Origin of the sequence: Thiohalorhabdus sp. (genome assembly GCF_046545655.1) — a bacterium.
Classification (GTDB): Bacteria; Pseudomonadota; Gammaproteobacteria; order Thiohalorhabdales; family Thiohalorhabdaceae; genus Thiohalorhabdus.
The window spans coordinates 14,383-38,828 of record NZ_JBKGZG010000002.1; the positions used below are offsets into that span (position 1 = coordinate 14,383).

27 protein-coding genes and 1 tRNA gene are annotated in these 24,446 nt (G+C 70.1%); 15 read left to right on the forward strand and 13 right to left on the reverse strand.

Features of this window, described 5'->3' with window-relative positions; genetic code table 11:
- Positions 1 to 8: 8 nt before the first annotated feature.
- The 7 genes from pth to ACLFRB_RS00870 all read right to left on the reverse strand — a co-directional run bounded on the left by pth (position 9) and on the right by ACLFRB_RS00870 (position 5,667).
- A complete protein-coding gene (gene pth, locus ACLFRB_RS00840; RefSeq protein ID WP_411067097.1) occupies positions 9 to 593 on the reverse strand; it encodes an aminoacyl-tRNA hydrolase in 585 nt (194 codons plus the stop codon).
- 9 nt (positions 594 to 602) lie between these two features.
- Positions 603 to 1,259 carry a 50S ribosomal protein L25/general stress protein Ctc gene (locus ACLFRB_RS00845; protein ID WP_411067098.1) on the reverse strand — a complete coding sequence of 219 codons (657 nt, stop codon included), beginning with the start codon at positions 1,257 to 1,259 and terminating at the stop codon, positions 603 to 605.
- A 36-nt stretch (positions 1,260 to 1,295) separates the two neighbouring features.
- Positions 1,296 to 2,243 carry a ribose-phosphate pyrophosphokinase gene (locus ACLFRB_RS00850; RefSeq protein WP_411067099.1) on the reverse strand — a complete coding sequence of 316 codons (948 nt, stop codon included), beginning with the start codon at positions 2,241 to 2,243 and terminating at the stop codon, positions 1,296 to 1,298.
- 125 nt (positions 2,244 to 2,368) lie between these two features.
- A tRNA-Gln gene (locus ACLFRB_RS00855) sits at positions 2,369 to 2,443 on the reverse strand.
- A 31-nt stretch (positions 2,444 to 2,474) separates the two neighbouring features.
- A complete protein-coding gene (gene ispE / locus ACLFRB_RS00860) occupies positions 2,475 to 3,419 on the reverse strand; it encodes a 4-(cytidine 5'-diphospho)-2-C-methyl-D-erythritol kinase (protein ID WP_411067100.1) in 945 nt (314 codons plus the stop codon).
- A 23-nt stretch (positions 3,420 to 3,442) separates the two neighbouring features.
- Positions 3,443 to 4,051 (reverse strand): lipoprotein insertase outer membrane protein LolB, encoded by a 609-nt coding sequence (gene lolB, locus ACLFRB_RS00865; RefSeq protein WP_411067101.1) that lies wholly within the window; start codon positions 4,049 to 4,051, stop codon positions 3,443 to 3,445.
- Positions 4,048 to 5,667: a tetratricopeptide repeat protein gene (locus ACLFRB_RS00870; RefSeq protein ID WP_411067102.1), complete on the reverse strand. Its 1,620-nt coding sequence runs from the start codon at positions 5,665 to 5,667 to the stop codon at positions 4,048 to 4,050. The genes lolB and ACLFRB_RS00870 overlap by 4 nt, the downstream gene beginning before the upstream one ends.
- Before the next feature lie 440 nt (positions 5,668 to 6,107).
- Here ACLFRB_RS00870 and hemA point away from each other — a divergent pair, with 440 nt between their 5' ends.
- The 5 genes from hemA to ACLFRB_RS00895 all read left to right on the forward strand — a co-directional run bounded on the left by hemA (position 6,108) and on the right by ACLFRB_RS00895 (position 10,683).
- Positions 6,108 to 7,379 carry a glutamyl-tRNA reductase gene (gene hemA, locus ACLFRB_RS00875; RefSeq protein ID WP_411067103.1) on the forward strand — a complete coding sequence of 424 codons (1,272 nt, stop codon included), beginning with the start codon at positions 6,108 to 6,110 and terminating at the stop codon, positions 7,377 to 7,379.
- Positions 7,376 to 8,449, forward strand: coding sequence for a peptide chain release factor 1 (prfA, locus tag ACLFRB_RS00880; protein ID WP_411067104.1), 1,074 nt, complete (start codon positions 7,376 to 7,378; stop codon positions 8,447 to 8,449). The genes hemA and prfA overlap by 4 nt, the downstream gene beginning before the upstream one ends.
- A gap of 5 nt (positions 8,450 to 8,454) precedes the next feature.
- Positions 8,455 to 9,318, forward strand: a complete 864-nt coding sequence (gene prmC / locus ACLFRB_RS00885) for a peptide chain release factor N(5)-glutamine methyltransferase (RefSeq protein ID WP_411067105.1) — start codon at positions 8,455 to 8,457, stop codon at positions 9,316 to 9,318.
- A gap of 208 nt (positions 9,319 to 9,526) precedes the next feature.
- A complete protein-coding gene (locus tag ACLFRB_RS00890) occupies positions 9,527 to 10,300 on the forward strand; it encodes a HesA/MoeB/ThiF family protein (RefSeq protein WP_411067106.1) in 774 nt (257 codons plus the stop codon).
- Positions 10,264 to 10,683: a Mov34/MPN/PAD-1 family protein gene (locus ACLFRB_RS00895; RefSeq protein ID WP_411067107.1), complete on the forward strand. Its 420-nt coding sequence runs from the start codon at positions 10,264 to 10,266 to the stop codon at positions 10,681 to 10,683. Before ACLFRB_RS00890 ends, ACLFRB_RS00895 begins: the two co-directional genes overlap by 37 nt.
- Before the next feature lie 87 nt (positions 10,684 to 10,770).
- Here the strand turns inward: ACLFRB_RS00895 and slmA are convergent, their stop codons facing one another.
- The 6 genes from slmA to ACLFRB_RS00925 form a co-directional block, all read right to left on the reverse strand.
- Positions 10,771 to 11,355 (reverse strand): nucleoid occlusion factor SlmA, encoded by a 585-nt coding sequence (gene slmA, locus ACLFRB_RS00900; RefSeq protein ID WP_411067108.1) that lies wholly within the window; start codon positions 11,353 to 11,355, stop codon positions 10,771 to 10,773.
- 10 nt (positions 11,356 to 11,365) lie between these two features.
- Positions 11,366 to 12,283 (reverse strand): acetylglutamate kinase, encoded by a 918-nt coding sequence (gene argB, locus ACLFRB_RS00905; protein ID WP_411067109.1) that lies wholly within the window; start codon positions 12,281 to 12,283, stop codon positions 11,366 to 11,368.
- Positions 12,280 to 13,602, reverse strand: coding sequence for an ATP-dependent protease ATPase subunit HslU (gene hslU, locus ACLFRB_RS00910; RefSeq protein WP_411067110.1), 1,323 nt, complete (start codon positions 13,600 to 13,602; stop codon positions 12,280 to 12,282). Before hslU ends, argB begins: the two co-directional genes overlap by 4 nt.
- The gene (gene hslV / locus ACLFRB_RS00915) at positions 13,595 to 14,140 is read right to left on the reverse strand and encodes an ATP-dependent protease subunit HslV (RefSeq protein WP_411067111.1); all 546 of its coding nucleotides are present in this window, start codon (positions 14,138 to 14,140) and stop codon (positions 13,595 to 13,597) included. The genes hslU and hslV overlap by 8 nt, the downstream gene beginning before the upstream one ends.
- Before the next feature lie 66 nt (positions 14,141 to 14,206).
- Entirely contained in the window at positions 14,207 to 15,118 is a 912-nt protein-coding gene (locus ACLFRB_RS00920) for a tyrosine recombinase XerC (protein WP_411067112.1), read from the reverse strand.
- Positions 15,115 to 15,798 carry a DUF484 family protein gene (locus ACLFRB_RS00925; RefSeq protein ID WP_411067113.1) on the reverse strand — a complete coding sequence of 228 codons (684 nt, stop codon included), beginning with the start codon at positions 15,796 to 15,798 and terminating at the stop codon, positions 15,115 to 15,117. Before ACLFRB_RS00925 ends, ACLFRB_RS00920 begins: the two co-directional genes overlap by 4 nt.
- 145 nt (positions 15,799 to 15,943) lie before the next feature.
- Here ACLFRB_RS00925 and ACLFRB_RS00930 point away from each other — a divergent pair, with 145 nt between their 5' ends.
- The 10 genes from ACLFRB_RS00930 to ACLFRB_RS00975 all read left to right on the forward strand — a co-directional run bounded on the left by ACLFRB_RS00930 (position 15,944) and on the right by ACLFRB_RS00975 (position 24,442).
- On the forward strand, positions 15,944 to 16,912 hold the full coding sequence (locus ACLFRB_RS00930) for a polyprenyl synthetase family protein (protein WP_411067114.1): 969 nt from the start codon (positions 15,944 to 15,946) through the stop codon (positions 16,910 to 16,912).
- Positions 16,913 to 16,999: 87 nt separating this feature from the next.
- Entirely contained in the window at positions 17,000 to 17,239 is a 240-nt protein-coding gene (locus ACLFRB_RS00935; protein ID WP_411067115.1) for a PP0621 family protein, read from the forward strand.
- 191 nt (positions 17,240 to 17,430) lie between these two features.
- The gene (locus tag ACLFRB_RS00940) at positions 17,431 to 17,625 is read left to right on the forward strand and encodes a prepilin-type N-terminal cleavage/methylation domain-containing protein (RefSeq protein ID WP_411067116.1); all 195 of its coding nucleotides are present in this window, start codon (positions 17,431 to 17,433) and stop codon (positions 17,623 to 17,625) included.
- Between the two features lie 48 nt (positions 17,626 to 17,673).
- Positions 17,674 to 18,054 carry a hypothetical protein gene (locus ACLFRB_RS00945; protein WP_411067117.1) on the forward strand — a complete coding sequence of 127 codons (381 nt, stop codon included), beginning with the start codon at positions 17,674 to 17,676 and terminating at the stop codon, positions 18,052 to 18,054.
- Between the two features lie 161 nt (positions 18,055 to 18,215).
- Complete coding sequence (locus ACLFRB_RS00950) at positions 18,216 to 19,661, forward strand: O-antigen ligase family protein (protein WP_411067118.1); 1,446 nt, start codon at positions 18,216 to 18,218, stop codon at positions 19,659 to 19,661.
- Positions 19,662 to 19,698: 37 nt separating this feature from the next.
- Entirely contained in the window at positions 19,699 to 20,502 is an 804-nt protein-coding gene (locus ACLFRB_RS00955; RefSeq protein WP_411067119.1) for a hypothetical protein, read from the forward strand.
- Positions 20,503 to 20,568: 66 nt separating this feature from the next.
- Complete coding sequence (locus tag ACLFRB_RS00960; protein WP_411067120.1) at positions 20,569 to 21,387, forward strand: hypothetical protein; 819 nt, start codon at positions 20,569 to 20,571, stop codon at positions 21,385 to 21,387.
- An 11-nt stretch (positions 21,388 to 21,398) separates the two neighbouring features.
- A complete protein-coding gene (locus ACLFRB_RS00965; protein WP_411067121.1) occupies positions 21,399 to 22,334 on the forward strand; it encodes an ABC transporter ATP-binding protein in 936 nt (311 codons plus the stop codon).
- Positions 22,331 to 23,182 (forward strand): shikimate dehydrogenase, encoded by an 852-nt coding sequence (gene aroE, locus ACLFRB_RS00970; protein WP_411067122.1) that lies wholly within the window; start codon positions 22,331 to 22,333, stop codon positions 23,180 to 23,182. Before ACLFRB_RS00965 ends, aroE begins: the two co-directional genes overlap by 4 nt.
- A 24-nt stretch (positions 23,183 to 23,206) precedes the next feature.
- A complete protein-coding gene (locus tag ACLFRB_RS00975) occupies positions 23,207 to 24,442 on the forward strand; it encodes a type II secretion system F family protein (RefSeq protein ID WP_411067123.1) in 1,236 nt (411 codons plus the stop codon).
- Positions 24,443 to 24,446 lie beyond the last annotated feature (4 nt).

Consider the following 24,446-nt stretch of genomic DNA (forward strand, 5'->3'; position numbering starts at 1 on the left):
GGCCGGGGTCAGTCTCCGGAGGAGACCGGCGCGTGGAGGTGGTTGACGGCGCGCTGCCACTTCCCGGCGGCCAAGTCCGGCAGCACCTCCAGGGCCCGGTCCATGGCCGCCTCCATGCGACTGCGCTCCTCGGGGGAGGCGCGGCCCAGCACGTAGGGGGTCACCTGGCTGCGGTCGCCGGGATGGCCCACGCCGAGGCGCAGGCGCAAGAAGTCCTTGGAGCCCAGGTGCTCGACGAGGTCGCGCAGCCCGTTGTGGCCACCGTGCCCCCCGCCCGCCTTGAGGCGCGCCACGCCGGGGTCGAGGTCCAGCTCATCGTGGACCACCAGAATCTCGCCGAGATCGAGGCCCTTGGCCCGGGCGAAGGGAGCCACCGCCTGACCGCTGCGGTTCATATAGGTCTGCGGCTTCATGGCCCACACCCGCTGGCCGTCCACGAGCCACTCGCCCACCTCGGCCTGGTAGCGCCGCTGGGCGGACCAGCGGCTGCCGAGGCGGTCCGCCACCCGGTCCACCCAGTCGAAGCCGATGTTGTGCCGGGTGCGGTGGTACTTGGACCCGGGGTTGCCGAGGCCGACGACCAGGCGAACCACGGGCCGCGCCTATTCCTCTTCCTCGCCGGCTCCGGCCTCCTCACCGCCTTCCCCGGCGGCCTCTTCGGCCACTTCCTCGGCCACGGCCGCCTCGGGCTCCGGCTTGGTCCCGGCCATGTTCACCACCGGCTGGTCGTTCTCCGGATCGGCGTTGATCTCAACGCCGGGAGGGGCCTGGAGGTCGGAGAGGTGCAGGGTGTCGCCGATCTCCATGGCGCCCACGTCCACCTCGATGTGGTCCGGGATGTTGGCGGGCAGGCAGGTGACCTCCACCTCGGTCATCAGCGGGGAGATCGTGCCGCCGGCGAGCACGCCCGGAGCCCGCTCGTCGTTGACCACGTGCAGGGGCACGTTAAGGCTCAGCTTCTGGTCGGCCTGCACGCGCTGGAAGTCCACGTGCAGGGGCTTGGGCTTGTAGGGGTGCATCTGGACCTCGCGCACCAGCACGTCCTGGCGCTCGTTGAGGCCCTCCAGGCTGATCAGGCTGGAGAAGAAGCCCTCGTCGTCCATGAGCTGCATGAGCTCGTTCTCATTGAGGGCCACCATGTGCGGGTCCTTGTCGGCCCCGAAGACGTTGGCCGGGATCATGCCCGCCCGGCGCATCCGCCGGCTGGCCGGGGTGCCCTTCTCAGTCCGTTCCACTACGTTGAGGGAATAGTCCGCCATCGTTGCAAGCCTCGCGCTCTTGGGACGCCTGGATTCTTATTCGGGAAACAGGGAGCTGACCGAATCCTCGCGGTTCACCCGGCGGATGGCCTCCGCCAGCAGCTCGGATATGGTCAGCACCCGGATCTTGTCGCTCGCCGCCGCTTCCGGGCTCAGCGGGATGGTGTCGGTGACCAGCATGGTGTCCAGCCCCGAGCCCTCGATGTTCTCCATGGCCTTGCCCGAGAGCACGGGGTGGGTGACCGCCGCCATCACCGACTTGGCCCCCTTCTCCTTGAGGGCGGTGGCGGCGCGGGAGAGGGTGTTGGCGGTGTCCACCATGTCGTCGACGATGACGCAGTTGCGCCCCTCCACCGAGCCGATGATGTGCATCACCTGGGCCTCGTTGGCCCGCGGCCGGCGCTTGTCGATGATGGCCAGCTCGGCATCCAGCCGCTTGGCCAGGGCCCGCGCCCGCACCACGCCGCCCACGTCGGGGGAGATCACCACCAGGTTCTCCAGGGCCATGCGATTCAGCTCGCCGAGCAGCACCGGGGAGGCGTAGATGTTGTCCACCGGCATGTCGAAGAAGCCCTGGATCTGGTCGGCGTGGAGGTCCATGGTCAGGACCCGATCCGCCCCGGCGGTGGTGATGAGGTCGGCCACCAGCTTGGCCGTGATGGGCGTCCGCCCGTTGGCCCGCCGATCCTGCCGCGCGTACCCGAAGTAGGGCACCACCGCGGTGATGCGCGCCGCCGACGCCCGCTTCAGGGCGTCGAGCATGGCCAGCAGCTCCATGAGCTGGGTGTTGGCGGGCGCGCAGGTCGGCTGGATGACGAAGACGTCGCGGCCCCGGACGTTCTCCAGGAATTCGACGTGGACCTCGCCGTCGCTGAACGAACCGACCTCGGCCTGGCCGAGGGGCACCCCCAGGTGGTGGGCGACCTTCTCCGCCAGGTCCCGATTGGCGTTCCCCGTAAACAGGGCCAGATCGGAATTGGCCATTCAGGGGGACTCCGTCGTTGTCTCGGGCGATGGGTTGACTGGGGTGGAGTACGCGAGGCGGCCCCACGACCGCGGGCGGACCCCTGCCGGGATCCGCCCGCGAACAGAGCTCTTCGCTTCGGGTTTGGCTGGGGCGGCAGGATTCGAACCTGCGAATGCCGGAATCAAAATCCGGTGCCTTACCACTTGGCGACGCCCCAAGCGCTGGAACTGGCTGGCCATCCGCCCGGATCAGCCCTCCCGGTCGGTGGCGAAGGCCCAGTCGGCCAGCGGATGCCGGTTGCGTCCTCGGGCCACGGCCGCCCCCCACGCGGAGGGCACCCGGGCCCGCAGGGCCTCCGCCTGGGCCCGGTCGCTGCACTCCGCGAACGAGCACGCCCCGGATCCCGTCAGGCGTCCGGGCCCCGGGGCGTTCCGGTCCAGCCACTCGCGGATCCGGACCAATTCCGGATGCAGCCTTTCCACCACAGGGGTGAAATCGTTGCCGCATCGTCCCTGCGAAAAGTCCAGTATTGTTACTTCAGGGTGGTCCCGTGTCAAGGCAGGGTCCGCGAAGGCCCGGCGGGTGGAAACCCCCCCGCCAACGGGCCACACCAGGAGGTACCAGGGCTCCGCGAGCTCGCTAACCGGGCTCAGCTGCTCCCCGACCCCTTCGGCCCAGGCCGCGCTGCCGCCGATGAAGACCGGGATGTCGGCGCCCAGCGCGGCCCCCAGCGCGGCCAGCTCGGTCCGGGGCATCCCGCAGCCCCACAGGCGGTTCAGCGCCAGGAGGACGGTGGCCGCGTCGCTGCTGCCGCCTCCCAGCCCGCCCCCCACCGGAAGCCGCTTGTCCACGTGGATGCGGACCCCGCCGGGATGGCCGGAATGCCTGGCCAGCAGGCGGGCGGCGCGGAGGGTCAGATCCTCCTCCTCGGGAATGCCCGGTAGGGAAGCCGCCCGCTCGATCACCGGCTCTGCGGTGGGCGTCAGGCGCAGGGTGTCCCCCCAGTCCAGGAACTGGAACAGGGTCTGGAGGGTGTGCATGCCGTCCGCCCGCCGGCCGGTAATGTGCAAAAACAGGTTCAGCTTGGCGGGGGCGGGCGCCGCCAGGGTCCCCTCCCGGTCCCAATGGGGTTCCCTCAGCCCCACCGGGACCTCCAGGGCCGGGGCCGCGCCCTCGCTCACCCGGTCACTCACCTTTGCACACCCTCCCGCGTTCCTCACGTTCCCCGCAGGTCCCATTGCTCCACCCGCAGGCGCGCCTCCGCGCCCTCGCGCTCCAGGCGAATGTCCCGTGGCAGTCGTATGCCCTCCACCTCCCGGTACTCCCCGTAGGTTACCCGCCAGGGCCCCGAGCGCAGTTCCAACGGCGCCCCCAGGTCATCGAGCACCTCCGGCAGGCGTTCCTCGTCAGCCAGCCCCAGGGCCCACCGCGCCATGGACTCCACGGGCACGCGCCACCCCAGCCGCCGCTGGAGCACCATCCGCGCCGTCGCCCCCCGATAGGTGCGCCCGCGGGAATCCCGGACCTGCATACCCTGGGCGCCATAGCGGACTTCCAGGACCGTCTGCCCGAAGGGGTTGCGCACCTGGAGGCGGTCGGACCGGTCCTGGTGCGTCCAGTGAAGCCGTACCTGCCCCGACTCCTCCGGGCCCTCCACACGCACCCGGGCGACCATCCGCCAGCCATCGGGGGCGGCGAGCGCCTCCGCCCGCTCGCGGTAGGCCGCTGCGGCCCGGTCGCGATCCTCCGCCGGCTGCGGGCCCAGCGCGGCGCAGCCTGCCAGCACCATGGCGAGCCCCACCGCGAGCAGAAGCCCGAGCCTCACTGGCTTTCCTCATCCAGTCGGCGCCTCAGCTCCCGGGCCATGTCGGAGTCCTCCTCCATCAGCTCCAGGGCTCCCCGCCACATCTCCCGGGCCTCCTCCGGGCGCCCCCGGGCCTCCAGGACCTCCCCCAGGTGGACAAGGATCTCGGGGTCTTCCTCCTCGCTCTGTTCCAGGGCTTGCCGGAGATAAGACTCCGCAGTCTCCAGCCGACCGAGGCGAAAATAGGCCCAGCCCAGGCTGTCGAGGATGTAGCCCTGATTCGGCTCCAGCTCGTTGGCGCGCTCCAGGAGACGCAGGGCCTCGCTGAGACGTACGCCCCGGTCCGCCAGGCTGTAGCCGAGGAAGTTATAGGCCCGGGCCTCCTTGGGGTGGTCCTCGATCACCTGGCGAATGTCCGCCTCCATGCCGGCGTAGTCCCCCACCTCCTCCCGGACCAGGGCTCGAGTGTAGCGCAGTTCCTTGTGGTCGGAGTCCTGCTGCAGGCCCTGGGAGGCCACCTCCTCGGCGGCCCGGTACTGGCCGATCTCGGCGAGGATGCGGGCCTCCAGGCGAAAATACTCCGGCTCGTCCGGTCGGACGGTGCGCACCTGACGCACTAACTGCAAGGCCCGCTGGAGGTCGCCCAGCTCTACGGCGGCGGCTGCCTCCTCCATGCGAGCCTGCTCCAGATAGCGGCCGCCACTCACCCGTCCGAAGTAGTCGGCGGCCGCCTCGTAATTTTCCAGCTCCTGGGCCACCTGGCCGAGGTGGAAGAGGGCCTCGTTGTTCCCTGGGTCAAGATCCAGCACACGCTGCAGGGCGCGCCGCGCCCCCTGCCAGTTGCCTTGCTGGGAGCGGGCCAGGCCGAGGCCCATATGCACGCGGGGGTCCTGCATCCCTTCCTCGGACAGCTCCCGGAATGCCTGCTCGGCCTCCTCGGCCTCTCCCCGCGCCAGCAGGCCCTGGCCGTAGCGGAGCCGGGCCTGAACGGCACGGGGGTGCTCATCGATGAAATCCCGCAGGAGACGCAGGCCCTCGCCCACCGAGCGGGTGCGCGCCAGCTCCACAGCCGCCGCCTCCCAGTGGGGTCGCAGCTCCAGGGCCCGTTCCAGCACGTCGGCTGCCTTCTCCCGCTGCTCCAGGCGGGCGAGGAGGTAGCCATAGGCGAGCTGGGCGGCGGCCTTATCCGAATTGTTCTCAGCGGCATCGCGCAGCACACGAACGGCGCTTTCCACGCCGCCCGCCTGCACCAGGCGCTCCCCGGCGCTCAGGTACAGCTCTTCCGCCCGGGGAAACCGGTCCACAAGGACGCCTATGACCTCCACCGCCTCCCCGGGCTCGCCCACCAGCAGTCGCGCCTGGGCCAGAGCCAGCAGTGGCTCGGGCCGCTCGGGGGCTGCCTCGCGCCACTCCCGGGCATAGTCCGCTGCCTTCTCGCCCTTCCGGCCGTGCAAGGCGGCTTCCGTCGCCTGCTCGAAGAGCCCCCCCCGGCCGGTCACCCGGGCGGCCCGGGCGTACCATTCCGCGGCGATATCCAGACGCCCCTCCTGGCGGGCCATCTCGGCGGTCAGGTAGGCGTACATGCCCCGCTGAAAAGGGGAGGCCTCGGCCTTCTCCGGGGGGGAACTGTCCTCCATGGAAGGCTCGGGCGCGACATCCGTGGCAGGTTTTTCGGGAGGCGCGGTCTGGCAGGCAGCCAAGGTGCTCGCCAGGCCACCGACGAGGAGGAGCCGCCCGAGGAGGAAACGGGCTTTCACGCGGGTATCGTCCATTCCGGAATCCGGGAGAGGGATGGTGGCGGGGGACTGAAGACCGAACGGGGTCGCGCCCGCCAAAGCCGGAAAACACCGTGCGGGCCCGCACGGATCGTTCCTGGTCTCTGATTGTCCCATAGGCGAGACAGGGTGTCCAAAGCCCCGCCCCCGATGGGGCCTAACGGTTGCATTCGAAATGGCAATGGCGCAGTATTTCCCGGTTGCCATGCCCCCAATCCAACCGCGGTACGCTGCCCCCCGGCCGGGATGGTTTGGGGAGAAGCGATTCCCCGCGTCGAACGCAGCGTCCAATTGCGTAATCCATGCACCTCCTCGCCATAGGCGTAAACCATAAGACGGCCCCGGTGGCCATCCGCGAGCAGGTTTCCTTCGGCCCGGAAACCCTCCCCGACGCCCTGTTGGACCTCACCCAGCAGCGGGGCGTGCGGGAGGGCGCGATCCTCTCCACCTGCAACCGCACCGAATGCTACTGCGCGGCGACCGACACGGTGGCGGGCCAGGAGGCGGTGATCACTTGGCTGGCCGGCTTCCACGGCCTGACGCCGGAGGAGCTGCGACCCCACCTCTACGCCTACCACGACCGGGAGGCGGTCACCCATCTGTTCCGGGTCTCCGGCAGCCTCGACAGCCTAGTGGTGGGCGAGCCCCAGATCCTCGGCCAGCTCAAGGAGGCCTACCGGTCCGCCTACCACGTGGGCAGCCTGGGCCCCCTGCTCAACCGCGCCTTCCACCACGCCTTCAAGGTGGGCAAACGGGTGCGCAGCGAGACGGACATCGGCGGCCAGGCGGTCTCCGTGAGCTACGCCGCCGTGGAGCTGGCCCGACGCATCTTCGGCGATCTCTCCCGCTCGCGGGTACTGCTCATCGGCGCCGGGGAGACCATTCAGCTGGCCGGCCGCCACCTACGCGAGGCGGGCGTGGCCACCCAGCTGGTGGCCAATCGCACCCTGGAGAACGCCGAGGAGCTGGCCGCCGAGCTGGAGGTCCGCGCCATGCCGCTGGACGCTGTGCCCGAGGTGCTGGGGGAGGTGGACATGGTGATCTCCTCCACCGGGGCCCCCACCCAGGTGGTGGAGCGGGCCTGGCTGGAGCGGGCCCAGAAGCGCCGCAAGCGCCAGGCCATGTTCCTGGTGGACCTGGCGGTGCCCCGGGACCTGCCGGAGGACGCCGAGGAGGTATCCGGCATCTACCTCTATACGGTGGACGACCTGCAAGCGGTTGTGGAGGAGAACCTCCAGGCGCGCCGCCAGGAGGCGGAGCGGGCCGAAGGGATCGTGGAGGCCAACGTGGAGGAGTTTCTCCAGTGGCTGCGCAGCCAGGAGATCGTCCCAACCATCAAGGCCATGCGCGCCAAGGCGGAGGCCATCCGCGAGCAGGAGCTGGAGCGCACCCGCAAGCGCCTCGGTCACGTGCCCGAGGAGATGGAGAGCGCCCTGGAGAAGCTTTCCCAGGCCCTGGTGACCAAGCTCCTGCACGAGCCCACCATGCAGCTGCGCCACTGCAGCGAGAACGGCAACGGCGAGGAGCTGATCGAGGCCACGCATCAGCTCTTCCGGCTGGACGAGGATTCATGAAAGAGGCCATCCGCCACAAGCTGGAGAACGCCCGCAACCGGCTCGACGAGCTGGGGCACATGCTCTCCGACGCCGCCCTCATGGAGAACATCGAGGAGTTCCAGGCGCGCTCCAAGGAGTACGCCGAGCTCGAGCCCATCGTGAAGGCCTTCGGCGAGTACGAGCAGTGGGAGGACGAGGCCGCCCAGAGCCGGGAGATGCTGGAGGACCCCGAGCTCGGCGAGATGGCCCGGGCCGAGCTGGAGGAAGCGGAGGCCAAGCTCACCGAGCTGGAGGACCACCTGCAGCGGCTGCTGCTGCCCAAGGACCCCAACGACGAGAAGAACGTCTTCCTGGAGATTCGCGCCGGTGCCGGCGGCGAGGAGGCCGCCCTGTTCGCCGGCGACCTGCTCAAGATGTACAGCCGCTACGCCGAATCCCGGGGCTGGAAGACGGAGGTCATGTCCGCCAGCGAGAGCGACCGCGGCGGCTTCAAGGAGGTGATCCTCCAGGTGCGGGGGCAGGGCGCTTTCAGCCGGCTCAAGTACGAGTCCGGCGGCCACCGCGTGCAGCGGGTGCCGGAGACGGAGACCCAGGGCCGCATCCACACCTCCGCCTGCACCGTGGCCGTGATGCCCGAGGCGGAGGAGGTGGAGGTGAACATCGACCCCAACGACCTGCGGGTCGACATCTTCCGGGCCTCCGGACCCGGCGGCCAGAGCGTCAACACCACCGACTCGGCGGTGCGCATCACCCACCTGCCCACCGGGGTGGTGGTCTCGTGCCAGGACGAGAAGTCCCAGCACAAGAACAAGGACAAGGCCATGAAGGTGCTGCAGGCGCGCCTCTACGAGGCCGAGCGCCAGCGGGCCGACCAGGAGCGCGCCGACCAGCGCCGCTCCCTGGTGGGCAGCGGCGACCGCTCCGAGCGCATCCGCACCTACAACTTCCCACAGGGCCGGGTCACCGACCACCGCATCAACCTCACCCTCTACCAGCTCGACCAGGTGCTGGAGGGCAATCTGGACCTGATCATCGACCCCCTCATCACCGAGGACCAGGCGGAGCAGCTGGCCCAGCTGGAGGCCTGACGGCCATGGCCGGTGCCTGGACCGTCCGGGCCGTCCTGGAATGGACCGCCGGCCACCTCAACGAGGCCGGCAGCGACACGGGCCGCCTCGACGCCGAGCTGCTCCTGGCCCACGCCCTGGGCGTTGAGCGCCTGCAGCTCTACCTCGACCCCGACCGACCGCTGGATCAGACCGAGCGCGACGCCTACCGCGAGCTGGTGCGCGCCCGCGCCAAGGGGGCCCCGGTGGCCCACCTCCTGGGCGAGCGGGAGTTCTGGTCCCTGCCCTTTCGCGTCACCGCCGACACCCTGATCCCCCGTCCCGACACGGAGGTGGTGGTGGAACGGGCCGTGGAGCACCTGCCCTTGGAAGGGGAGATCCGCGCCCTGGACCTGGGCACCGGCACCGGCTGCATCGCCGCCGCGCTGGCCACCGAACGCCAGGAACTGCGCGTGGACGCCGTGGAGGCCAGTCCGGAGGCGGCCGAGGTGGCCGCCGGAAACGTGGAGCAACTCGGCCTGGGCGAGCGGGTCACGGTCCACACGGGCAGCTGGTTCGCGCCGGTGGCGGGGGAGACCTACCACCTGATCGTCGCCAATCCCCCCTACGTCCCCGAGGCCGATCCGCACCTGGAGGCGGGCGACGTCGCCGCCGAGCCGCGGGAGGCCCTGGCCGCCGGCCCGGAAGGCCTGGACGCCTACCGCGTCCTGGTGCCCGAGGCGCCGGCCCATCTGGAGCCCGGCGGCTGGCTGGTGGTGGAAATCGGCTGGGACCAGGGAAAGGCGGTTGCCGCGCTTTTCGAGGAACACGGCTTCACGGAGGTGGCCGTGCACCGCGATTATGGGGGCCGGGACCGCGTTGTCGAGGGGCGGTGGGCCTCGACGGACTGACCAAAACGGCAAGAAAACACCAAGATCGCCAAGGAACGGCGAAAAGGAAAACGGCCAATTCCTTGGGAGGGCCCGAATGCCCCCTGGCCAAGAATTCGCGCAATATCTATTTTTCTGTTTGTTGCTCGGTGTCCTTGGCGGTTCGTAGCCTGGGCTTCTTGGCGCCTTGGCGCTTTTTGCCGCCGTTGACCCCGGAAGGGACTATCCCATGCCCGAGCTCACCGACGCACAGCTCGACCGCTACGGCCGCCAGATCCTGCTGCCCCGGCTCGGCGTCGAGGGGCAGCAGCGGCTGCTGGGATCCCGGGTGCTCCTGGTCGGCGCCGGCGGCCTCGGCGCGCCCGCGGCCCTCTACCTCGCCGGGGCCGGGGTGGGGGAGCTGACCGTCGCCGACGCCGACGCGGTGGCGGTGTCCAACCTCCACCGTCAGGTGCTGCACACCGAGAGCCGGGTGGGCTGGAACAAGGCGGAGTCGGCGGCGGCCGCCCTCTACGACCTGAACCCGGAGGTGAAGGTGCACCCCCTGGCGGAGCGCCTCGAAGGGGAAGGCCTCGCCGACGCCGTGGCGGCCGCCGACCTGGTGGTGGACGCCAGCGACAACTTCGACACCCGTTACGCGGTCAACGCCGCCTGCCTGCGCCACCGCCGCACCCTGGTCACCGGCGCCGTGATCCGCATGGAGGGGCAGGTGACCGTCTTCCCCTTCGTGGCGGAGGGCGGCCCCTGCTACCGCTGCCTCTACCGCGAGGCCCCCGACGCCGGGGAGACGGAGCGCTGTTCGATGACCGGGGTGCTGGGCCCGGTGGCCGGGCTGATCGGCACCACCATGGCCGCCGAGGCCATCAAGCGCCTGGCCGGCATCGACGAGGGCCTGGCCGGCCGCCTGCTGCTGGTGGACGCCCTCGCCATGGACTTCCGCACCATCCGGCTGGCCCGGGACCCCCAATGCCCGGCGTGCTCCGCCTTCCAGCCCGCCTCCTGACCGACCTCCGGGCCCACGCCGCCGCCCGGCCCGACGAGGAGGTCTGCGGCCTGCTCGCCGGCCACGGCGACACGGTCGACGCCCGCCTGCCCGTGGAGAACGCCCTCCACAGCCCCCAGGCCTACGACATGGAGCCCGCCGCCCTCATCGACGCCATGCGCCGGATCCGGGAGTCCGGCCGGGAGCTGGTGGCCATCTACCACTCCCATCCCCACGGCGAGCCGCGGCCCAGCCCCACGGACGTGGCCGAGAACCGCTACCCGGAGGCGGCGCACGTCATCATCGGCCGGAAGGGGGGCGAGTGGCGGGCGCGGGCGTTCCGGCTGGAAGGGGAGGTCGCCGAGCTGGATCTGGAGGTGGTGCCGGATGCGGCGGGGGGGTAACCGCAGGGGCGCAGCAGGCGCGGAACCCCTCCTTTTTCGAGGTCCCTTTCCGCACCCTCCGCGTCTCCGCCGTTACCAGGACAGGCGCTACTGGAACAGCCCGCCTTCGAGGATGGCCCACTGCGCGGACCACTGATGGGTGGGATCCACCTTGAAATTGGAGCGGGAGTACTGGTTGATGCGGCCGTGCACCACGGCCACCAGGAGGTTGGCGGCGGCCAGGGCGTCCGTGTCCCCGGACAGCTGGGACTCCAGCCGGGCGCGCTTGAGGACATGCTTGAGCTGCGTCTCCAGGCGCTCCAGGAGCTGGTTGACCCGGCTCCTCAGATTGTCCGACTCGCCCTGGATGGCCTCGCCGAGCATGAGGCGCGCCAGCCCCGGGTTCTTGCCGGCGAAGCCGAGCCACAGGCGCAGGATGGACTCGCACTGCTCGCGGGGATCCTCCTCCGCCTCGACGATGCGGTTCACGCGGGAGAACAGGCTCTCCTCGATGAATTCGATGAGGGCCTCGAACATCTGGCTCTTGCTGCCGAAGTGGCGGTACAGCGCCGCCTCGGACACGCCCACCTCCTGGGCCAGCGCCGCAGTGGTCACGCGTCCGTCCGTATTGTTCTCCAGCATGCGCGCGAGGGCCTGAAGGATCTCCTCGCGCCGTTGCCCCTTTCTGGCCAAACCGTTTCCCCTATTTTTGTGTCCGTCCCGCCGTTCCCCGGATCAGGGTCCCCACCCCGGCGTCGGTGAAGACCTCCAGCAGCAGGGCGTGGTCCACGCGCCCGTCGATGATGTGGGCGCTGCCCACGCCCCCGCCGACAGCGTCCAGACAGCAGCGCACCTTGGGGAGCATGCCGCCGGCGATTGTCCCATCGGAAATGTACCCGTTTACCTGCTCCGGGTCGAGCCCTGTCAGCAGCCCGCCGCCGCTGTCCAGGATGCCGGGGACATCGGTGAGCAGGACCAGCTTCTCGGCCGCCAGCTCCTGGGCCAGCCGGCCCGCCACCAGGTCGGCGTTGATGTTGAAGGTCTCGCCCTCGGGCCCCACGCCGATGGGGGCAATGATGGGGATGAAGTCCCCGGTATCCAGGGTCTCCACCACCTCCGGATGGATGGACTCCACCTCGCCCACCAGGCCCACGTCGATGATCTCCGGGGCGTCCGCCTCGGGGCTCTCCCGGGTCACCTGCAGCTTGCGGGCGCGGATCAGGCCGCCGTCCTTGCCGGACAGGCCCACCGCCTTGCCGCCGTGGCGGTTGATGAGGCGGACGATCTCCTTGTTGACGTGGCCGCCGAGCACCATCTCCACCACCTCCATGGTGTCGGCGTCGGTGACCCGCATGCCGGCGATGAACTCGGTCTTGCGGCCCATCTCCTCCAAAGTCTTGCCGATCTGCGGGCCGCCGCCGTGGACGATCACCGGGTTCATGCCCACCAGCTTCATGAGCACCACGTCGCGGGCGAAGCTCTCCTTGAGGCCCTCGTCCACCATGGCGTTGCCACCGTACTTCACCACGATGGTGGAGCCGTGGAAGCGGCGGATGTAGGGCAGGGCCTCGTTGAGGATGTGGGCGGTGTCCGCCGGGGTATAGCCGTTTCGTTCGCTCATAGGATGTAGCGGGACAGGTCTTCGTCGGCGGCCAGGTCGCCCAGGTGCTCGTCCACGTAGGCGGCGTCCACGGTCAGGGTCTGGCCGGAGCGCTCGGCGGCCTCGAAGGAGACCTCCTCGAGCAGCCGCTCCATGACCGTGTGCAGGCGCCGGGCGCCAATGTTCTCGGTGCGCTCGTTCACCTCGAAGGCCACCTCGGCGAGGCGACGCAGGCCGTCGTCGGTGAATTCCAGGTTGACCCCCTCGGTCTCCAGCAGCGCCTGGTGCTGGTGGGTGAGGGCGGCCTGGGGCTCGGTGAGGATGCGCACGAACTCCTCGGTGGCCAGGGCCTCCAGCTCCACCCGGATGGGCAGCCGCCCCTGCAGCTCGGGGATCAGGTCCGAGGGCTTGGACAGGTGGAAGGCCCCGGAGCCGATGAACAGGATGTGGTCGGTGCTCACCATGCCGTGCTTGGTGGACACGGTGGAGCCCTCCACCAGCGGCAGCAGGTCGCGCTGCACGCCCTCCCGGGACACGTCCGGGCTGCCGCCGCCACCCTGCCCGGAGCCGGCCACCTTGTCCAGCTCGTCGATGAACAGGATGCCGTGGTTCTCCACCCGACGGACAGCGCGGTGGCGGATGTCCTCCTCGTCCACCAGCTTGGCCGCCTCCTGGTCGGTGAGGATCTGGAAGGCCTCCTTCACGGTCACCTTGCGGGTCTTGGTGCGCCCGCCGCCCAGGCCCTGGAGCATCTCCTGGAGCTGGCTGCCCATCTCCTCCATGCCCTGGGGCACCATCATCTGCATGCGCGCGCCGCTCTCCTGCACCTCGATCTCCACTTCGCGCTCGTCGAGGCGGCCCTCGCGCAGCATCTTGCGGAATTTCTGGCGGGTGTCGGAGTCCTCCTCGCCCTTGCCGTCGCGGGCGGGCGGCAGCAAGATGTCGAGCAGCGCCTCCTCGGCGGCGTCCTCGGCGCGCCTGCGGACGCCCTCCTTGGCCTCCTCGCGAACCATCTTGATGGCCTGCTCCACCAGGTCGCGGACCATGGACTCCACGTCGCGGCCCATGTAGCCCACCTCGGTGAACTTGGTGGCCTCCACCTTGAGGAAGGGGGCCCCAGCGAGGGTGGCCAGGCGGCGGGCGATCTCGGTCTTGCCCACGCCGGTGGGGCCGATCATGAGGATGTTCTTGGGCGTGATTTCCTGGGCCAGATCGCCGCCCACGCGGTTGCGGCGCCAGCGGTTGCGCAGGGCCACGGCCACCGCCCGCTTGGCCTCCTGCTGGCCGATGATGTATTTGTCCAGCTCCCGGACGATCTCCGGCGGGGTCAGCTCACTCATCGCTCTCCAGGACCTCCACCGTGCGGTTGGCGTTGGTGTAGATACAGATCTCCGCGGCGATATTGAGGCCGTGGTGGACCGCGTCCACCGGTTCCATATCGGTGTGCTCCGTGAGCGCCCGGGCCGCGGCCTGGGCGTAGGGGCCGCCGCTGCCGATGGCGATTAGCCCGCCCTCCGGCTCGATGACGTCGCCGTTGCCCGAGAGGATCAGGCTGGACTCGGCGTCGGCCACGGCCAGCAGGGCCTCCAGGCGGCGCAGGGCGCGGTCCGTGCGCCAGTCCTTGGCCAGCTCCACCGCCGCCCGCTTGAGGTTGCCGCGGTGGGCCTCGAGCTTGCCCTCGAAGCGCTCGAACAGGGTGAAGGCGTCCGCGGTGGAGCCGGCGAAGCCCGCCAGCACCTGCTCCTGGTACATGCGCCGCACCTTGACGGCGTTGGCCTTCATGACGGTGCTGCCGAGGGTCACCTGGCCGTCGCCGCCCATGGCGACGCGGCGGCCCCGGCGCACGGAGAGGATGGTGGTGCCTTCGAAGTCGGCCATGGCTGCCTCTTGCCGTGGGTGGGTGGCGGAAGCCGCGGGAAACCGACCAGTATACCTTCTGGAGGGTTAGTCCTCACTCTCAGCGTCGGAGGTTCCGCGCCGCGCCCGGGGATGGGCGCGGTCGTAGGCGGCGGACAGCTGCTGGATGTCGAGGTGGGTGTAGACCTGGGTGGTGGAGAGGCTGGCGTGGCCGAGGAGCTCCTGGACCGCGCGCAGGTCCCCGGAGCTCTCCAGCAGGTGGCTGGCGCAGCTGTGGCGCAGGGTGTGGGGGGAGGCGGCGCCACCCGAAAGCCGGCGCACCCGCTCCTGCATGGTGCGCACCGCCATGCGGCGGCCGCGGCGGGTGATGAACAGGGCGGCCTCGCCGGCGGCGGCGCGCTCGGCGCGCCAGGGCAGGTAGGCCTCCAGGGCCTCCCGCGCCTTGCGGCCCACCGGCACCACCCGGGTCTTGCCGCCCTTGCCCACCACCCGGGTCTCGCCCGCCGCCCGATCCACCCCGCCCAGGTCCAGGGCGGCGGCCTCTGCCACGCGCAGGCCGCTGGAGTACAGCAGCTCCAGCAGGGCGCGGTCGCGCGCGCCCTCGAAGCCCTCCGGGAAGCGCTGGAGGAGGGCGGCGGCCTGCTCGGGGGCCAGGACGCGCGGCAGCCCGCGCTCCATGCGCGGGGCGGTGGCCTGCTCGGCGGGATTGGCGGTGACCACCCGCTCCCGGATCAGGTAGCGGTAGAAGGTGCGCAGGGCGGACAGGGCACGGTGGATGGAGCGCGCCGTCAGGCCCCGGCGGTGGAGGTCACCCACGAAGCCCCGCACTTGCTGGCGGCTGACGCGGCCCCAATCGGGGTCGGCCTCCCCGAGGAAGACGCGGAAGGCCTCCAGGTCACGGCGGTAGCCGTCCACGGTGCGCGGCGACAGGCCGCGCTCCCCGGCCAGGTGGACCAGGAAGCGGGCCAGAGGATCGCCGGAGTCGTCCGCCCCGCTCACTCCGCCCGCCACCCGGGGCCGGCCAGCAGGACGCCGGCCAGCTCCCCCAGCCGCTCCAGATAGGTGGTGCCCATGCCGGGCACGAACCGCTGCGGGTCGCGGCTGGCCAGGCCCAGCAGGCCGAACAGGCGGGAGCCGTCGCGCAGGGGGACGAGGGCGTGGGACTGGGGGGCCGTCTCGTCGCCGTAGAGGGCGCCGACCGCGGTCCCGTCGCCGGGCTCGCCCAGGGTGATGCGATCCTCGGTAACGAAGCGCTCGCGGATCCAGTCCCGGGAGGCGAGGAACCGGGCGTCCAGCCGACCGGCGAAGCCCTCCCGCTCCACCCGCAGCCCCACGGCGTCCACGCGGAAGTTGTCGCGCACCCCCTCCAGAAGGGTGTGGACCAGCTCGTCGCGGTCCGCGCAGGCCAGGAGGTCCACGGTCAGGCGGTGCAGGTGGGCGGCCAGGCGGTCGTTGTCCCGGGCCATGCCCACCAGGCGCTCCAGCTCCCCCTCCAGGTCGGCGGCCTTGCGCTGCAGGCGCCGGCCACGGGCGTGCTCGAGGGCCACCACGGTGGCCTCGGCGTCCGGGCCGAGGTCCAGCTCTTCCAGCAGCTCGGGGTGGTCGCGAAACAGGCGCGGGTTCTCCCGCAGGAGGCCACGCAGATACTCGACGGGATCTTGCTGATTGGTCTGGGGCATAATCCCTGCTTGGTGCCCGGAAAACGCACGCGTGTCAAGGATGGGGCGCCGATTTGCCTTCCGGGGCCGGGCTTGCAAGAATTGGCGCCTTGACAAGGCCCGCCCGCCGCCCTAGCTTTGCCCCGGCCCCCGGAAACCGGTACCCATGGCGATCGAACAGCTCAAATCCCTCCTTGCCGACGACCTGCAGGCCGTGGACCAGGCGATCCACGGGCTTCTGGACTCGGACATCCCGCTAATCCCCCTGCTCGGCAACTACGTCATCGACAGTGGCGGCAAGCGCCTGCGGCCCATGGTGCTACTGGCCGCCACCCGCATGTTCGGCTACCGGGGCGAGCGCCACCTGAAGCTGGCCGCGGTGATCGAGTTCATCCACACCGCCACCCTCATGCACGACGACGTGGTGGACGACGCCGAGCAGCGCCGCACGCGGCCCACCGCCAACGCCCTGTGGGGGGCCCAGGCCCCGGTGCTGGTGGGCGACTTCCTGTTCGCCCGCTCCTTCGAGGCCATGGTGTCCGACGGCGACATGCGGGTGCTGGAGATCCTCTCCGGGGCCACCCGCGAGCTGGCCGAGGGCGAGGTGCTGCAGCTCGCCAACATGCACGACCCCGAGGTGGACGAGGCCAGCTACCTGCGGGTGGTGACGGCCAAGACCGCCGTGCTGTTCGAGGCGGCCGCCCGCATCGCCGCCGTCGTCAGCGGCCGCCCCGCCGAAGAGGAGGAGCGGATCGCCGCCTACGGCCACCACCTGGGCGTGGCCTTCCAGCTCATCGACGACTGCCTGGACTACAGCGCCACCGCCGAGGCCTGGGGCAAGCAGCTGGGCAACGACCTGGAGGAGGGCAAGCCCACCCTGCCCACCATCCACGCCCTGGCCCACGCCGACCACCAGGGCCGCAACGCCATCCGCCGCGCCCTGGAGGAGGAGGGCGTGGCCCTGCTCGACCCCGTGCGCACCGCCATCGAGCGCACCGGGGCCCTGGAGTACACCGTGCAGTCGGCCCGCGAGCGGATCGAAACCGCCAAGGAGTCCCTGGCCGGTCTGCCGGACACCGAGGAGCGCCGCGCCCTGGAGGCCCTGGCGGACTTCGTGGTCACCCGGGACTTCTGAGGGCCCGGCGCGGTCCAAGCCTTCCAGGAAGCCGGGCCCACCGCGCCCGGGCCATCGCCACCCCCCAACGGACACCAACGCCGGCCCATGATCCTGCGCTTGATCGCCCTCGCCGTCCTGATCTACTTCGCCTACCGGCTCGTCCGGCGGGTCCTGGCCAAGCTCCAACCGCCGCGTCCGGACACTCCCCCCACGTCCGAGTCCCAGCCCGTGGTCCCCTGCAAGGCCTGCGGCACCTTCGTGCCCAAGGACCGCGCCCGTACCGACGACCGGGGCCACTTCTACTGCTCCGACCGCTGCCTCCAGGAGACCCGGGAGCGGGACTGATTCCGACGCCTCTGTCCAGACAGGGACACGCTCCTTGTCCCCCGGGGTGACCAATCTTGTCACCTCGACTCCCGGACCGCCCCGCCAGCCCGCCCGCCGCCGCAAGCAAAACCTTGGCACGCCAATTGCTTACCTGACTGGACGCGGGCCCCGGCCCATTGCTTACGGACAAACCCACAGGAGGAGCACCAATGCTCAAGAAGCTGAGCGCCAAGAAGGGCGAGCAGGGCTTCACGCTCATCGAGCTGATGATCGTGGTGGCCATCATCGGCATCCTCGCCGCCATCGCCATCCCGCAGTTCGCCCAGTACCGCGAGAGCGCCAACAACTCCACGGCGCAGAGCGACGCGCGCAACGCGCTAACCTCCGTCGTGGCAGGCATGTAGCCTCGTCCACCACAGTCCAGAACCAATTTCGATTGACAGGAGCTTGCCATGAAAAAGTCTCTGGCCCTGCTGGCCATGCTCGGCCTTCTCTCGCCCATGACCGCCTTTGGCGAAGAAGGACAATGTGAAGCTGATGGAATTAAAGACCTCGAGGGAGGAGGCACCATAGAATGTTCTGACACTGACCTCGACCTCCTCCGCAGTCCTGTTGACCTGCAGGTCTCCGACGGCACCTACCTGACCGCCGGCGAGACCACCGCGGGTGGTGATATCGCCATAGCCGCTGCCCACGATGGCGGCAACGCCGCTTACGCCGGCGTAACGGGTGGCGGGTCTGTCGAGGAGCACACCGGGAGTGATTTCGATCCCACGGATGGTGTCTCAGCAAAAGAGGCTGCGGCGAATGCCTGGAGCGAGGCCGACTCCTAAGCAGGCCTGCGGCCGCCCCGCAATTGGGGAAGCCGCCAACGGGAAGGGGCCAGGCCCCTTCCTTTTTTGCTTCATGATCCGGCTGCAGCCACTCTCCAGCCATCCAAGGAGCCCGCGTTATCCTGTGCTCCCCGCCGATCCCTTCCGCCTTCCTCTGGCTCATGCTCACCGCCTGGGCCGCCGCGGTTCTCGTGGTGGGGGGGCCGGACTGGCTTTCCGGGGGGTTCGCCACCTACGACAACAAGCGGCTCCTTCTCCTCGCGGTGCTGGCGGGTGGGGGCCTGCTGCTGGCCCTGCACCCAGGGCTGCGCCGGGGGGCCGCATCGGCCTGGGGCGCCCTCCCATTCCCCGCCCGGGGGCTGGTTACGGCCTTTGGCGCGCTGGGCCTCGCCTCCGCCCTGGCCGCCCCCCGGCCGGGGCCGGCCCTGGCCGAATGGGGCCTGGTGCTGGCGCTGGGGTTGTTCGCCGTGGGGACCGCCGTGTCCCTGGGACGCCTCGGCCGGACCGGGGACGGGGTGCTCCTGGCCGCCCTGGGGCTGGGGACGGTGCTGTACATGGGCGATTTCTACGCCGCCTACATGTGGGCTACCTGGGGGCGGGACGTCCCCATTTCCTGGGGATCCCCCTTCCACGATTTCGTCAATGTGCGCTTCTTCAACCAGGTGCAGACCTGGACCCTTCCCCTGCTCACCGTGCTGGCGGTCTGGGCGTATCGCCTCCATCGCGGCCTCGGAGCACTCTTCGGCCTGGCGGCCATCGCGTGGTGGGCCCTGCTGTTCGCCACCGGGGGCCGCGGGGCCCTGGTGGCCCAGGTGCTGGGAGCGGCACTCGCGGCCCTGTTCCTGGGGCGCTCCGCCCGTCCCTGGCTGGCCGCGCACTCGGGCCTGGCGGTCGGCGGCGCCCTGCTCTACGCCCCCCTGTTCCACCACGCCGCCCCGGGGGTCGCCCGGGCTGCGGAGAAGGCGGCCCACGCGGACAGCGCACGCCTCGCCCTGTGGGCGGACGCCCTGGACCTCACGGCCACCCACCCCTGGCTCGGCGTGGGCCCCATGCACTTCGCCAGCGGGGAATCGCAAAGCACCCTGGGGCACCCCCACAACGCGGCGCTGCAAATAGCCGCTGAGTGGGGGCTTCCCGCCGCGCTGTTTCTGGCGGCCGCCCTGATCTGGGGCCTTTGGGCCTGGCTCCGGGCCCGGCGGTCGGCAGGGACTTACGCCGGTTCCCGCCACGCCTTCCTCGTGGCGGGTGTGGCGTGCGCCATTCTGGCGGGGCTGGGCCATGCCATGGTCAGCGGCATTGCCGTCATGCCGGCCAGCCAGTTCCTCGGGGCGGCGATTGTGGGCTGGGCCTGGGGCCTGCATTTGCGGGAACAGCCCCCAGCCCGAGTGAGGCGGGGGTGGTGGCTCCCGGCGACTTCGGCGACTGTCCTCGTGCCGTTGCTGGTTCCGGCCTCCCAGCAGATTCCGGTCCTGGAAACGGCACGCAGCCAGTATTCGCGGGAGGTGGGAAAATTCCACCCCCGTTTCTGGGTTCAGGGGGATCTGGAGCACCCCCCCTGGACGCACCCGTCCGCCGACCTGGCGGAAGGGCCCCGGCAGGGGCCATAATGCCTTCCGCTTTTCCTTGCTTTGGGGGCGTACCAACGTGTACCTGCATTTCCTGAACGGTCTTCGCCTGGGGCTTCGCAGCCGCAGCTTCCTCGGGCTTGCCCTGGTGGGGGTCCTGGCCCTTGGTGGTGCCCTGCTGGCCGCTGAGTTCTCGGGCCGGCAGCCGGCCACCGTGGCTCTGGACGTGGGCATCTCCGCCGTGCGCATCATCGGGGTGCTCCTGGCCCTGTTCTGGGTGCAGGAGCTATTCACCCGGGACACGGAGCAGCGGGTGCTGCACACCGTGCTCAGCTACCCCACCCGCCGCGCCGACTACGTCCTGGGACGCTTCGGCAGCGTGGCCGTCCTGCTGGCCCTGGCGCTGGCTGGGTCCGGGGTCCTGCTCGCCCTGGTGGGCTGGCTGGCCGGGCTGGGCTACAGCCAGCCCACCCCCGTCAGCGCCGGTCTGTCCCTGGTGCCCCTGGGGCTGTACCTCTGGCTGGACCTCCTTACCATCACGGCCTTCGCCTGGCTGCTGACCACTCTGTCCACCACGCCGTTCCTGCCGTTCGCCCTCGGGGCCGCCTTCGCCTGGGCCGCCCGCTCATTGGCGCCCGTGCTGGGCTATCTCGTCGCGGGGCAGGGGGTCATGGAAGACCTCCGCGGGGAGCTGTATCCGGTGCTGAACGGCCTCCTCTGGCTGCTCCCGGACCTCAGCCGTTTGGATCTCCGCCCCGCGGTGCTCTATGGGCAGTGGCCCGACCCCGGCTTCCTGGGGCTGGCGGCCCTGAACACCCTTGGATACATCGCCCTGCTCCTGGGCCTGGCGGTCTGGGGGTTCAACCGGCGGGAGCTGGCCTGAATGGGGTGGCGGAACCGCCCCCGGCCTTCACTAGTCGGGCTGGTTCTGGTGCTGGCAGGGGCGGGCGTGTTCCTCGGGACCTCGCCCCTGCTGAAGCGTATCGGGGCGCAAGAGCCCAAGGCGTGGGACCCGGAGCTCTCCGTGGTGCTCCCCCCCTCCCTGGCCACGGCCATGGCCGGGGGCGACCGGTTCCTGGCCGCAAACCTCCAGGTGATCCGGGGGGCGGTGGTGGCCAACCGGCTGGAAAGCGACACGGAGAAGGCCCTTTTCGCCCGGCTGCTCGCCAACGCCAGCCGCATGAACCCGGCCCACGAGGACGGGTACTACATCGCCCAATCCATCCTGCCCTGGAACGGGTACGTGCAGGCCAACCAGCGCATCCAGAAGGCCGCGGCCGAGGCCAGGTCCTGGGACTGGCTTCCCCTTTTCTTCCGGGCCTTCAACCGGTATTACTTCCTGCGGGAGCCGGGCCCCGCCAGCGCCCTCCTCCGGGACGCGGCCATGCGGGCCCCCGCGGCCAATCGCGAGAAGCTTCTCGCCAGTGCGGTCCGCTGGCGGGCGCTGGGGCGGGAGCCCGGGGAGGCCCTGCGCATCGTGCGGGCGATGGTCGAGGGCACGCCCGAGGGGGACCTCCGGCGCAACCTGCGTGCCCGCCAAACCCAGCTGGAGGGGCTCCTGAAGCTGCGGGATGCGGCCGAGGCCTTCCGCAAGGAGGAGGGCCGGGGACCCCGTTCGCTGAAAGAATTGGTGGGTTATGGCGGGCTCCAGGCCCTCCCCGAGGACCCCTTCAAGGACGGTTACACCCTGAATGATGCCGGGAAGGTGGTGATAACCCCGCCCAAGCCCTTGCGCGAGGAGCCCGGCCTTCCCGAGGGAATGCAATGAACGGAGCGACCATGACAGACCGCGGGGAGGTTCCCTTTCAGGCCCAGGGCATCAGCAAGGTCTTCAAAGAGCGCAACTGGCGCGGGCGAACCCACACCGTGCAGGCGGTTTCCGGCCTGGATTTGGCCCTGGAGCCCGGCGAGGCCTTCGGCCTCATCGGCCCCAACGGCGCCGGCAAAAGCACCACCATCAAGATGCTCATGGGGCTGGTGCGGCCCTCGGCGGGCACCATGCGCCTGAACGGATGTCCGGTGGAGGACCACCGCGCGCGCCAGGGGGTAGGCTTCCTCTCCGAGCATCCCGCCCTCTACCCCCAGCTCACCGCCCTGGAGGTGGTCTCCGGTGCCGCCCGGATTCAGGGCATGGCTCGCGGGGAGGCCCAGGGGGAGGCCGAGCGGCTGCTCGGCGAGATGGGGTTGGCGGGGGTGGCCCGGACCCCGCTGCGCAAATTCTCCAAGGGGATGCAGCAGCGGGCCGCCATCGCCCACGCCCTGGCGGGACGACCCGACCTGCTGGTGGTGGACGAGCCCCTGACCGGGCTGGATCCCATCTGGCGCACCCGCGTGGTGGAACGGCTGATGGCCTTCCGCGATGAAGGAGGGACGGTGCTATTGAGCTCCCACATCCTCGCGGACGTGGAGCGCCTCGCCGACCGCATCGGGATCCTGCACCAGGGCCAACTTCATGCGGTGACCACACCCGCCAGCTTAATCGGCCGGTATGTACAGACTTACGTGATCCGTACCCAGGGAAGGCAGGATCCCGCCGATGAAAGTTTCTGGAAAGAGGGGTCGGACCAGTGGTCGGGGGAGGTGTCCGAGGAAGCCCTTTGGCCCAGCTTGGACCGCCTTCGGGAGCTGGGGCACCAGATCGTGGAGGTGCGCCCGGCGGGAGCGGGCCTGGAGGGGGCCGTCATGCGGTTCCTGGAGGAGGCCGGGGCGAAATGACCGTCACCGGAAGCAGCCAAGTTCTAGGGGTGTTTGGCGACCCCGTGGCCCACAGCCTGTCTCCCCAGATGCATGCACGTTTTGCAGAGGACACAGAGACCGACACCATCTACGTCCCCTTCCACGTGCGTGCCGGACACCTGGAGACGGCCCTGTTCGCCCTCCCGAGCCTGGGCATCCGGGGCGTGAACCTTACCGTCCCCCACAAGGAAGGGGCCTTCCGCCTGCTGTCCGAACCCACCGATGCTGCCTTGGCCATCGGGGCCGTGAATACCGTAGTCGTCGAGGGGGATCGACTGGTCGGCGACAACACCGACGCCGCCGGCTTCCAGGCGGACCTGGAGGCCCAGCTCGGGCATAGCGGCTGGGAGCGGAGCACGGTGGTGGTGCTCGGGGCCGGGGGGGCGGCCCGGGCCGTGGTACACGCCCTTAACGAAGCGGGCGTCCCCGAGATCGTGGTGGCCAACCGCACTCGGGAGAAGGCGGAAGCCCTGGTAGCGGATCTGGCCCCGGGACCGGGCCGCCCGGTAGGTCTGCCTGGCAAAGAACTGGAAGATGCGCTGGGAAATGCGCGCCTGCTGGTGAACACCACCAGCCTTGGACTTCACGGCGAGGACATCCCCGGTTTGTCCCTTGACGCCCTGCCGCCGGAGGCGGGAGTCTACGACCTGATCTACAACCCGGCCCGCACCCCGTTGCTCCGGGAGGCAGAGCGGCGGGGGCTGGCCGTGGCCAACGGGCTGGGCATGCTGGTCCGGCAGGGAGCCGTCAGCTACGCCCGCTGGACCGGCCAGGAGCCGCGGGTGGAGCCGGTACTCCATTGGCTCCAAGGGCAGCTGGGCAACTGATCCGCATTAAGGGGGAGTGGGTACATGGCCGAAGGCAAGCAGGCGGAGAAGCCCAAGCAGGTCGAGTTCCAATGGAAGGGGCGCGACCGCCAGGGCAACACCCAGAAGGGCGAGATCGAGGCGGTCTCGGTGGAGGCGGCCACCGCCGCCCTCCGACGCAAGGGCATCATTCCCGCCCGGGTCAAGAAAAAGCCCCAGCCCCTCTTCCAGAAGAAGCAGAAGATCACCACCCACGACGTGGTGATCATGACCCGCCAGCTCTCCACCATGATCGACGCCGGCCTGCCCCTGGTGGAGGCCTTCAAGCTCATCGCCCAGGGCAGCGAGAACGGCGCCATGCGCAAGGTCATCGAGGAGGTGGCCGACGACATCGCAAGCGGCCAGCCCCTGCAGGATGCTTTGGCCGCCCACCCCCAGGTCTTCGACGAGCTCTACGTGAACATGGTCCGCGCCGGCGAGAAGGGCGGCATTCTGGACACGGTGCTGGACCGCCTGGCCACCTACCTGGAAAAGACCGCGGCGCTCCGGGCCAAGGTCAAGTCGGCCATGTTCTATCCCATTGCCGTGCTTGTGGTGGCCGCCCTCGTGACCGTGGTGCTCCTGGTCTGGGTGATTCCCCAGTTCGAGGACATCTTCACGGGCATGGGCACCTCCCTGCCGGCCCCCACCCAGTTCGTCATCGACCTCTCCAACAGCTTCCAGGCCAACTGGTACTGGATCTTCGGGGGCATCGCGGCCTTTTTCTTCGCCTTCCGGGAGGCCTACCGGCGCTCCGAGCGGTTCCATTACCAGGTGGACAAGCAGGTCCTCAAGCTCCCCATCTTCGGCGACATCGCCTTGAAGGCTTCCATAGCCCGCATGACGCGCACCTTCGCCACCCTCACCGCCGCCGGCGTGCCCATGCTGGAGATCCTGGACACCGTCAGCCGCACCGCCGGCAACCGGGTCATCCAGGAGGCCATGGAAACCACCCAGGACGCGGTGAGCCAGGGCCAGCGCCTCTCGGAGCCCCTGGAGAGCAGCGGGGTGTTCCCCGCCATGGTCACCCAGATGATCGCCATCGGCGAGGAGTCCGGCAACCTGGAGACCATGCTGGCCAAAATCGCCGACTTCTACGAGGCCGAGGTGGACGCCGCCGTGGACGGCCTCACCGACCTGCTCGAGCCCATGATCATGGTCGTCCTGGGCGTGGTGCTGGGCGGCCTGGTGATCTCCATGTACCTGCCGATCTTTAAGATGGGCGAGGTGGTCGGCGAGTAACCCG